The organism is Streptomyces sp. NPDC059142, from assembly GCF_042755665.1.
Classification (GTDB): Bacteria; Actinomycetota; Actinomycetes; order Streptomycetales; family Streptomycetaceae; genus Streptomyces.
Genome location: NZ_JBHZDA010000043.1, coordinates 39237 through 48997, shown reverse-complemented (window position 1 = coordinate 48997; position 9761 = coordinate 39237). Strand labels below are relative to the sequence as shown.

Below are 9761 nucleotides of genomic sequence, written 5' to 3'. Positions count from 1 at the left end.
GGGCGCGGGGGCTGGGGGAGGGGCCTGGGGTTGTAGGTGGGTGCCCAACGAGCCCCTGCCGGACTCAGTGGAAGACCCGCTCCACGAACGCGTCGAGGTTGCCGCGCAGGCGCTCGATCTGCTGCTCGACGGTGAGGGACTCCTCCATGAGGCCGCCCGGTGCCGCCTTCTTCCTGCCCCGTACGTACAGCGAGCAGTCCAGGTCGGCGCAGATGTAGGTGCCCACCGAGTTGCCTTCGCGGCCGGCCCGGCCCGCCTTGGGGGCGGTCATGAGCAGGACGCCGCTGCCGGGGTGCGTGGTCAGGCACAGCGAGCACATGCTGCGGTGCAGGAAGCCTCGCTTGCCGGAGGCGGAGCGCAGGGAGAGGCCGACGAGCTCATCGGCGCGTTCGACGACGAGATACCTGCGATCGGGCGCGGACAGATCGAACCAGCCCAGGAAGTCCAGCTCGTCCCAGTGGTCGAGGTCCGCCAGGCTCTTGGGCAGGGGGAGGCGTTTGGCCTCGCCCTTCGAGCAGTTGACGAACGAGGTACGGATGTCGTGCTCGGTCAGGGGTTTCATGGAAGATCCTTCGAGAGGTGAGGCGGACGGCGGACACGATCCGGCTCGCTAGGCCGCGTTTCCGGCGCTCTTCGGCGTCGCGTGCCGTACGGTCAGGCCGGCCACCAGGGCGGCGAGCAGCAGGACGCCCGCCGAGCACCAGTAGGCGACTGAGAAGCCGTGCACCATGCCTTCGTCGAGGGGCGCGCCGCCGTGGGCCGGATCGTGCGGGTGCGCGTGGACGTAACGGCCGGTGGCGCCGGTGGCGATGGTGTTGAGCAGGACGATGCCGAGTGAAGCGCCCATCTGCTGGACGGTGCTGAGGACGGCCGAGGCCGCACCGGCGTCCTGCGCGGGCACGCCGGCGGTGGCCGTCGCGTAGACCGGCATGAAGGTCAGCCCCAGGCCCAGACCGAGCAGCAGCAGGGCGGGCAGCACGTCCGGGACGTACTGCGCACGCACGGTCAGGCCGCTGAGCAGCACCATGCCGGCGGCGGCCAGCACCATGCCGGACGACATCAGGACGCGCGGCGCCGTGCGCGGCAGCAGGCGGGCCGCGATCTGGGTCGCGCCGATGGCGATACCGGCCGAGATCGGCACGAAGGCCAGGCCCGTCCGCACCGGCGGGTAGCCGAGGACGACCTGAAGGTAGTACGTCAGGAACAGGAAGACGCCGAACATGCCGATGGTGGCCAGGCCCATCGTCGCGAGCGATCCGGCCCGGACACGGTCCTTGACGATGCGCAGCGGCAGCAGCGGGCTCGCCGCGCGGCTCTGCCACCACACGAAGGCGGCGAGCAGGATCACTCCGGCCACGAGCGGCGTGAGCACCGACGGGCTGGTCCAGCCGCGAGGTCCGGCCTCGCTGAAGCCGTACACGAGGGCGACGAGCCCGCCACAGCCCAGCAGCGCGCCCGGCACGTCCAGGTGCCCGCCCCGGCGGCCGGAGCGGTCGCGCAGGAAGGCCGGGGCGCCGAGCAGGGCGGCCAGCGCGATGGGCACGTTGACGTACAGGGACCAGCGCCAGTTCAGGTACTCGGTCAGCAGACCGCCCACGATCAGCCCGACCGCGCTGCCACCGCCGGCCAGCGCACCGTAGACCCCGAACGCCCTGGCCCGCTCCTTGGGGTCGGTGAACGTCGTCGTCAGCAGCGACAGGGCCGAGGGCGCCAGGAGAGCCGCGAACGCGCCTTGCAGGGCCCGCGCCGCGAACAGCGTCCCGGGACCGGCCGCCGCGCCGCCCAGCGCGGAGGCCGCGGCGAACCCGGCCAGGCCGATGACGAAGGTGCGCTTGCGCCCCACCAGATCGGCGATCCGGCCGCCGAGCAGCAGCAGCCCGCCGAAGGCCAGCGTGTAGGCGGTGATCACCCACTGCCGGTCGCCGTCCGACATGCCGAGAGCGCGCTGGGCGGAGGGCAGCGCGATGTTCACGACGGTGCCGTCAAGGATCACCATCAGCTGGGCGAGGGCGATGACGGCCAGCGCCCACCAGCGTTTCGGATCCGGTGCCGGTTCCGGAGTCGCGGCGGGGCCCTCGCGGTCCGGGGAACGGCCGGTGGAAGGGGAAGGGGAAGGGGCGGACGGGAGGGATTCCCCTCCGGGACGTTTCCTGCTCATGGCGATCACGCACGTTTCGTGTCGAAGTGCTGCCGGGGCAGCCGGCCGGGGACGGTCGCAGAGGTGACGACGGGCCGGTGTACGCAGCACGGGGACACGGCATGGCGGTGGGGCAGCGGGAGCCGCGAACAGCACCCGGGGCCTGCCTCACCGACTGCGTGTCACTCACGCCGGCGCTCCCGCCGGTCGTGAGGTGGAGAGTGGTGAGTCCACGGTGACCGGCGGAAGAAGGGCCCGTCTTCGGGCGCGCGCCCCCGCGGCCCGCACGGCGACGAACCGCGCAGGACAGGACATCTCGTGACGCGGCGTCTCAGGAACAGGAAGATGCCGAGGACAGGAGACGAGAAGGGGGAGGGGTTACCGCGCGCCGCAGAGGAGGGAGGGCACACGGCCGGAGGCAACTATGGCCGCAACGCATTCGGCACGGTCCATGTCTCTCGCCTCCTTCCGGGCAGGGCACGCGGTGCGTGTCGACGCCGAGCGCGCCGAGCGGGGCGGCAGAGAACCCTGCCGCGCGAAATCCCGCACAGAGTATCTCCCATCGTCGCCACGACGCGACCGGATTTCCCGACTGCCCGCGCACGGAGGGGGTTTGGCGACGGCCGCCGTCAGACCCCCTCCGCGTGCGCGCCCGGCACGGGTGATCGGCCGGCTCGCCATGGCCGCCGCGGTCCGGCACGACCACACGACCTCACCCAGACCATTTTTAGATTATGCTTGTAATCTATTCGGGTGCCGCACGGCACCCCGGCGAACAGGGAGCGGACATGGAACTCAAAGACGCGGTCGCGGTCGTCACCGGCGCCAACCGGGGACTCGGCCGCCATCTGGCCGCCCAGCTCGTGGCACGCGGAGCGACGGTGTACGCGGCGGCCCGCCGCCCCGGGACGGTGGACCTGCCGGGTGTCATCCCGCTGCGGCTGGACGTGACCGACGAGGAGTCCGTACGGGCCGCCGCCCGCACCGCGTCCGACGCCACCCTGCTGGTGAACAACGCGGGCATCTCCACCTCCACCCCGCTGCTCGCGGGCGCCCCGGACGCGGTCCGCGGGGAGATGGAGACGAACTTCTACGGCCCGCTCACCGTGACCCGGGCCTTCGCCCCCGTCATCGAGGCCAACGGCGGCGGCGCCGTGCTCAACGTCCTCTCCGTGCTGTCCTGGCTGCACCCCGCCGGCCTCGGCTCGTACGCCGCCACCAAGGCCGCCGCGTGGGCGCTCACCGACGCGACCCGGGAGGAACTGGCCCCCCGCGGCATCACCGTCTCCGCCCTGCACGTGGCCTACATGGACACCGACATGGCCGCGGACGTCCCCGCCGACCAGAAGACCGACCCCGCCGACGTCGCCGCGCAGGCCCTGGACGGCGTCGCGGCGGGCCTGCCCGAAATCCTCGCCGACGAGACCACCCGGCACGTCCGGCGGAGCCTGGCCACCGCCCCCGGCGCGGCCTGAGCCGCGCGGCGATCCGGGCACACCGTTCACCCCGTCCCTGGCACACCGTTCGCCCCGTACCAGGTGAGCACGGGGCGAACGGTGCGGACGGTGCGGACGGGACGGGGCGCCCCGGGTCAGTCCGCGAGCACGGTGTGGAGCGGCGCCCCTCCGGCCGTCCGCGCGAACGCGCCGCCGAAGTACCCCTGGACCTCGGCCTTCTCGGCCGTGTTCGGGTAGGGGTTCGTGCAGCTGGTGCCCGCGCTGGAGCCGGACATCAGGCTGGTGCACGGGCCGGGCTTACGGTCCGGCAGGCCCAGGATGTGGCCCAGTTCGTGGGAGGAGATACGGATCGTGTTGTGACCCTCGTTCACCGCCTGCCGTCCGATGTAGACGGTTCCGTTGCCCAGCGAGGTGGTGATGGCGCGGGGCCAGCCGTTGTCCGCCAGGACGCGTATGTTGGCCCGTTGCCCGGAGGCGACCGGGCGCAGTTCGACGGCGGTGACGCTCTCGTTCCAGATCGCCGCCCCCCGGTCGACGGCGGACCTGAACTCCGCGGAGCCGCTGGCGTCGTACGTGACCACCCGCGCGGCCAGGGCTCCTTCCGCGTCCGCGGAAGGAGCGGCCGTGGCCTGGCTCCCCAACAGGGAGAAGGTGACGGCCAGCGCGGCAGCGAGCCCGCCGGTCAGCTTACGGACGTTCATGGTCGGCCTCCTGGGGGAGAGAAGTCGTGCACATGACATGGATGTCCCCTCCCCCCTGCCCAGCGAGGGCCGGCACCAATCCGTCAATCCGGCCCGCCCGTACGCCCGTCGGCCGGCCCGTACGCCGGTCCGCCCGTCCACCCGTACGGTCACTCCGCCCGGCCGTAGGGTCACTCCGCCCGGCCGCCCCACCGGCCGCGTACGACGGCGAGCAGCGCCGGCGAATGGTAGGCCGTCGAGCTGCCGGAGAGCCACGACGCGAGGTCCGGCGGCTCGGGCCGTGCGCCGCCCAGGGCGTACAGGCACACCAGGAGCAGCGCTCCCGCCCCGAGGAGTACGAGGGTGATCGCCACGGCGAGGTGGAAGCCCTGCGCGAGCCCGGTGGTCAGGGCGAGGTGCAGCAGGACGGGGCCGACCAGGAACGCGGCCTCCGAGCGCAGCAGTTCGACCAGGGCGAAGGTCGGGCCGATCTGTGCCGACGGTACGGAGAAGCCGGCCAGGAACAGCCCCGGGGTCACCCCCGCGCCGGCGCCGAAACCGAGGAGGAGCGCGGCGAAGGGAACGACGACGGAGGCGTTCGCCGGGGACACGGTCAGCAGGACCCCGGCGGCGACGGCCACACTGACGGTGCCCGACAGCGCCAGATACGGGGTCCACCGCGTCACCATCACCTTCCGGAACAGGACGGCGGCCACGAACACACCGACGATCTGGGGCGTCAGGAGCGCCCCGACGCGCAGCGGTGTGCAGTGCGCCTCCCTGATCAGATAGGTCTCGGTCAGCTCCAGGAGCGAGGTGAAACAGGCACCGACGAGCATCGCGTTGGCGGTGCCGACGACCGGCAGTGTGTTGCTGATGGGCCGTACCGGCATGAGCGGTCTGGCCTTTCTGTACTGGCCGCCCACCAGGAACACCCCGCAGATCAGCCCGCACACCACCGGCACGAGGAACGCCGCGTCGCCGAACGAGCCGCGGGTCAGCCAGGCGACGCCGAAGAACGGCAGCACGGTGGTGCCGAGCGCGAGGGGGATCGCGGTCCGGTCGAACTTCGCCCGGCGGTCCGGTGGTTCGTTGCCCTCGAACGTCAGGGCGCCGATGGTCAGGCCGGTCGCCGCGAGGGCGGCGATGCCCGCGAACAGGGGCCGCCAGCCGCCCAGGCTCCCGACGAGCCCGCCCACCAGCGGCCCGAACGCCACCATGCCGAAGAGGCCGAGGCTGATCACGGCCGCGGTCGTCCGCAGCCGCCCGACGGGGTGTCCGGTGACCAGCGGGGGCAGCGCGGCGACCAGCAGCATGCCGGTGAACAGGCCCTGGAGCACCACTCCGGCCGTGAACGGCCCGGCGCCCGGCGCGGCGAGCACCAGCACCGAACTCAGCACGAACCCCGCCTCGCAGACGAGGTAGACCCGGCGCCGCGCCACCCGCTGGACGAGGTCGGCCGCCGCCACCGCGCCGAACGCGTACGCCGCGTTCGACATGCCACCGGCGAGCTGGAGCTGGAACGCGGTCGCGCCGATGTCCCCCATGATCCGCGGTTCCATCAGGGCGGTGGCGGTGGTGAGGATCAGATACGGGCTCAGCGCGAGCAGGGAGAGCGCCACCGCCGCGGGGTAGCGTCCGGCCAGCGGAAGCCGGCCGGGGGGACGCGGCGAGGATGAGCTGAACCGCAAGGACGCCTCCGGGTCCGAGAGGGAAGGGCCGCGGACCCGTCGCACGCCCCGGGCACGGGCCTCCGCGCCGTCCTGGTGGTGCGGCACCCGGGGTCCGGCCGGGCCGCCCGGCCAGCGTACGTGCGGACGCCGGGGGCCCAGGACTGACACGCCCGCGCCGGGTCGCGCTCACGGGAACGAAGCGATTCGGCCAGGCCCGTGGGAGCGCTTCCACGGTGGCGGTGTCCATGCCACGATGCCCCGGGCGGCACCGTCCGGACGGCCCTTCGACGGGCCGGGCCCCCACCCGGACCGGCAACGCCCGAACCGCCCCGGCACCCCCGCACGTGCGCTTCCCTGAGCGATACCCCCCACCCGAGCCGCGATCAGGAAGGGACAAGGACGTGTCCAGAACTGGCAGCAACCGCACGAGCGCATCCCTGCGCACAAGCCCCCCGCGTACGAGGACCCCGCGCACAACTCCCCTGCGTCGAAGGCCCCTGCGTACGGCGCTCGTCGCGCTTCTCGGAGCGCTGGCACCGCTGCTCGCGACGGTGTTCCTCACCGCGCCCGCGGCCTCCGCCGCACCCCCCGCGCCCGGCCGGACGGCGGCGGCGCCCGTCGCGCCTTCCACGCCCGCCGCGCCTTCCGCGCCTTCGGTGCTCGCCGCGCCCGCGGCGGCCCTCACCGAGGTCACCGGCTTCGGCAGCAACCCCAGCAACCTCCAGATGTACGTGTACGTCCCGGCCACGGTCACCGCGCGCCCGGCGATCCTGGTGGCCGTGCACTACTGCGGCGGCTCCGGGCCGGTGTTCCACTCCGGCACCGAATTCGCCTCGCTCGCCGACCGGTACGGCTTCATCGTGGTCTACCCGTCCGTCACCCGGGCCAGCAAGTGCTTCGACGTCTCCTCGCCCCAGGCGCTGCGCCGCGGCGGCGGCAGCGACCCGGTGGGCATCCGGTCGATGGTCGACTGGGCCACGCGTACGTACAGCGCCGACACCAGCCGTGTGTACGTCACCGGCGCGTCCTCCGGCGCGATGATGACCAACGTCCTGCTGGGCGACTACCCGGACGTCTTCGCCGCGGGCGCCGCGTTCATGGGCGTCCCGTTCGGCTGCTTCGCCACCACCGACGGCTCCGAGTGGAACAGCGCGTGCGCCAACGGTACGGTCAGCCGCACCCCCGCCGGATGGGGCGACCTGGTCCGTGCCGCCTACCCGGGCTACAGCGGGCCACGGCCGCGGATGCAGCTCTGGCACGGCACCGAGGACGACATCCTGCGCTACCCCAACTTCGGGGAAGAGATCAAGCAGTGGACGAACGTCCACGGACTGGCCCAGACGCCCTCGGCGACCGACACGCCCCAGTCCGGCTGGACCCGTACCCGCTACGGCTCCACCGGCAACCAGGCGCAGGTCGAGGCCATCAGCCTCCAGGGCGTCGGACACAACCTGCCCGCCGGGGGCATGGCGGCGCGCGCCCTCACCTTCTTCGGACTGGACGGCGGCGGCTCCGGGCCCGGTCCCGAGCCGCAGCCGGGCACCTGCCGGGTGGCCGTCACGATCAGCGCCTGGAACACCGGACTGACCGCGTCCGTGACGATCACCAACACCGGGACCACCCCGGTCAACGGCTGGAAGCTGGGCTTCACCCTGCCCTCCGGCCAGACGATCACCTCGGGCTGGGGCGCCACCTACACGCCGGCCGGCGGCGCCGTGACGGCCACGAACGTCTCGTACAACGGGACGATCGCCCCGGCCACCGGTGTCACCATCGGCTACCAGGCGAACCACGGCGGCGGCGCGTCCGCGCCCGGCGCCTTCACCCTGAACGGAACGGCCTGCACACTCGCCTGACCAGGGGCGGCGCGACCACCCCGCGGGTCCTGGCGTGTGCCGGACCCGCGGGGAATTTCGGCCCGGCGGGTGTGTTGAACCGAGCGTGGCGATCGCGACGACGACGAAGTTCTCCGTACTGGACCGCTCCCGCACCCGGGAGGGGCTGACGGCCCCCGAGGCGCTGCGGGAGACCGTACGGTTCGCGCGGCAGGCCGAGGCGCTCGGCTACCACCGTTTCTGGGTCTCGGAGCACCACAGTGTGCCGGGTGTGGCCGGTTCCGCGCCGACCGTGCTGGCGGCGGCCGTGGCCGCCGCGACCTCCACCATCCGGGTCGGCACCGGCGGTGTGATGCTGCCGAACCACCAACCGCTGGTCGTGGCCGAGCAGTTCGGGGTGCTGGAGTCCCTGTTCCCGGGACGGATCGACATGGGGCTCGGCCGCTCCGTCGGCTTCACCGACGGCATCCGCAGGGCGCTGGGCCGGGACAAGCGGGACGCGGACGACTTCCCGGTACGGCTCGCGGAACTGCTGGCCTACTTCACCGGCGACGGGACCACCCACCCCGAGGTGCACGCGCACCCCGCCGAGGGGCTGCGCCCGCCCGCGTTCGTCCTGGCGACGGGGAAGGGCGCGCGCGTCGCCGCCGAGGCGGGGCTGCCGCTGGTCATCGCGGCCGTACGGGGCGAGGAGGCGATGCTGCGGGCCGTCGAGGAGTACCGCCGCGCCTTCCGCCCCTCGGCGTGGGGCGAACGCCCGTACGTGGTGCTCTCCGGCACGGTCGCGGTGGCCGCGACCTCCGAGGAGGCGCACCGGCTGCTGATCCCGGAGGCGTGGTCCACCGCGTACGCGCGCACCCATGGCGCGTTCCCGCCGCTCGCCCCGGTCGACTCGGTCCTGGCGACGCCCATGACGGAACGGGAGCGCGCGCTGTTCGAGGAGGCGGGGCAGGGGCAGACGGCCGGCTCCGAGGAGGAGGTGGCGGCGGCGCTGGAGAAGCTGCTGGCCCGCAGCGCGGCGGACGAGTACCTGGTCACGACCAGTACGTACGACCGGGGCGCCCTGCTGGAGTCGTACCGCCGGCTGGCGGACCTCGCAGGGCTCGCGCCGGGCCCCGCGCGGACGGATTTCTGAGAATTCTCTGAGGCGATGAGTATCCCGGCGCCCCGTCACGTACTTTCTGATGAACCGGCCACGCGAGACCGGCGGAAGCACCCGGGAGCACCCGGGACCGTCGGGGAGCACGAGCAATCAACAGCCGGTCAGGAAACGGGAGTGGGGCATGACGGAACCGCAGGGGACCGCACGGATCGTGGAACGCCGGACCGTCGGACGCAGAACGGTGGTCGCCGCGGCGGGCGCCGTGGGGCTGAGCGCGGCGCTCGTCGCGTGCGGCGGCTCGGACGACACGGCGGACTCCACGGACGGCGCGGGCTCCTCGAACGGCGCGGGCTCGTCGAACGGCGCGGCCGAGCAGCCCAGCGCCGGCGGCGATGCCGGAGGCGCCGGCGCTCTCGCGCAGACCACCGACATCCCCGAGGGCGGCGGCATGGTCTTCGCCGACCAGGGCGTGGTCGTCACGCAGCCCACCGCCGGTGAGTACAAGGCGTTCTCGTCCAAGTGCACACACACGGGCTGCGCGGTGAAGGACATCAAGGACGGTGTCATCCACTGCCCGTGCCACGGCAGCCAGTTCAGCGCCGCGGACGGCAGTGTGAAGGCCGGTCCGGCGACGCAGCCGCTGCCCGCCGCCTCGATCAAGGTCTCCGGAACCTCGATCACCCTCGCCTGACCGCCGTTCCCCCGACCGCCGTTCCCCGGCCCACATCCCGGAGGGCCCGGCCGGGTCCGTAACACCCCGGCGCCCCGGCGCCACCACAGACCGAGCGGGGGGGCGGCGTCAACCGCAAGTCGCGGCGGGCGCTGCGCGCCGCCCGCCGAGCAGCCCGCGCCGCCCCGGGCGCGCGAGCGGGACTGC

At 73.3% G+C, this 9761-nt stretch carries 8 protein-coding genes; 4 read left to right on the top strand and 4 right to left on the bottom strand.

Annotated features, from left to right (window positions below):
• Nucleotides 1-64: 64 nt before the first annotated feature.
• Complete coding sequence (locus ACFXPK_RS17700; RefSeq protein WP_385001216.1) at nt 65-562, bottom strand: FBP domain-containing protein; 498 nt, start codon at nt 560-562, stop codon at nt 65-67.
• 48 nt (nt 563-610) lie between these two features.
• Nucleotides 611-2158 carry an MFS transporter gene (locus ACFXPK_RS17695; RefSeq protein WP_385076296.1) on the bottom strand — a complete coding sequence of 516 codons (1548 nt, stop codon included), beginning with the start codon at nt 2156-2158 and terminating at the stop codon, nt 611-613.
• Nucleotides 2159-2925: 767 nt separating this feature from the next.
• Here ACFXPK_RS17695 and ACFXPK_RS17690 point away from each other — a divergent pair.
• On the top strand, nt 2926-3612 hold the full coding sequence (locus ACFXPK_RS17690) for an SDR family oxidoreductase (protein ID WP_385001210.1): 687 nt from the start codon (nt 2926-2928) through the stop codon (nt 3610-3612).
• Nucleotides 3613-3728: 116 nt separating this feature from the next.
• Here ACFXPK_RS17690 and ACFXPK_RS17685 read toward each other — a convergent pair whose 3' ends face one another.
• Nucleotides 3729-4295 (bottom strand): snapalysin family zinc-dependent metalloprotease, encoded by a 567-nt coding sequence (locus tag ACFXPK_RS17685; protein WP_385076292.1) that lies wholly within the window; start codon nt 4293-4295, stop codon nt 3729-3731.
• 170 nt (nt 4296-4465) lie between these two features.
• Nucleotides 4466-5965, bottom strand: coding sequence for an MFS transporter (locus ACFXPK_RS17680; protein WP_385076289.1), 1500 nt, complete (start codon nt 5963-5965; stop codon nt 4466-4468).
• 464 nt (nt 5966-6429) lie between these two features.
• Here ACFXPK_RS17680 and ACFXPK_RS17675 point away from each other — a divergent pair, with 464 nt between their 5' ends.
• From ACFXPK_RS17675 to ACFXPK_RS17665, 3 genes are all read left to right on the top strand, one after another.
• Nucleotides 6430-7803: a PHB depolymerase family esterase gene (locus tag ACFXPK_RS17675; protein ID WP_385076309.1), complete on the top strand. Its 1374-nt coding sequence runs from the start codon at nt 6430-6432 to the stop codon at nt 7801-7803.
• Nucleotides 7804-7894: 91 nt separating this feature from the next.
• Nucleotides 7895-8917, top strand: a complete 1023-nt coding sequence (locus tag ACFXPK_RS17670) for an LLM class flavin-dependent oxidoreductase (RefSeq protein WP_385076307.1) — start codon at nt 7895-7897, stop codon at nt 8915-8917.
• Nucleotides 8918-9065: 148 nt separating this feature from the next.
• Complete coding sequence (locus tag ACFXPK_RS17665; RefSeq protein ID WP_385076286.1) at nt 9066-9575, top strand: Rieske (2Fe-2S) protein; 510 nt, start codon at nt 9066-9068, stop codon at nt 9573-9575.
• Nucleotides 9576-9761 lie beyond the last annotated feature (186 nt).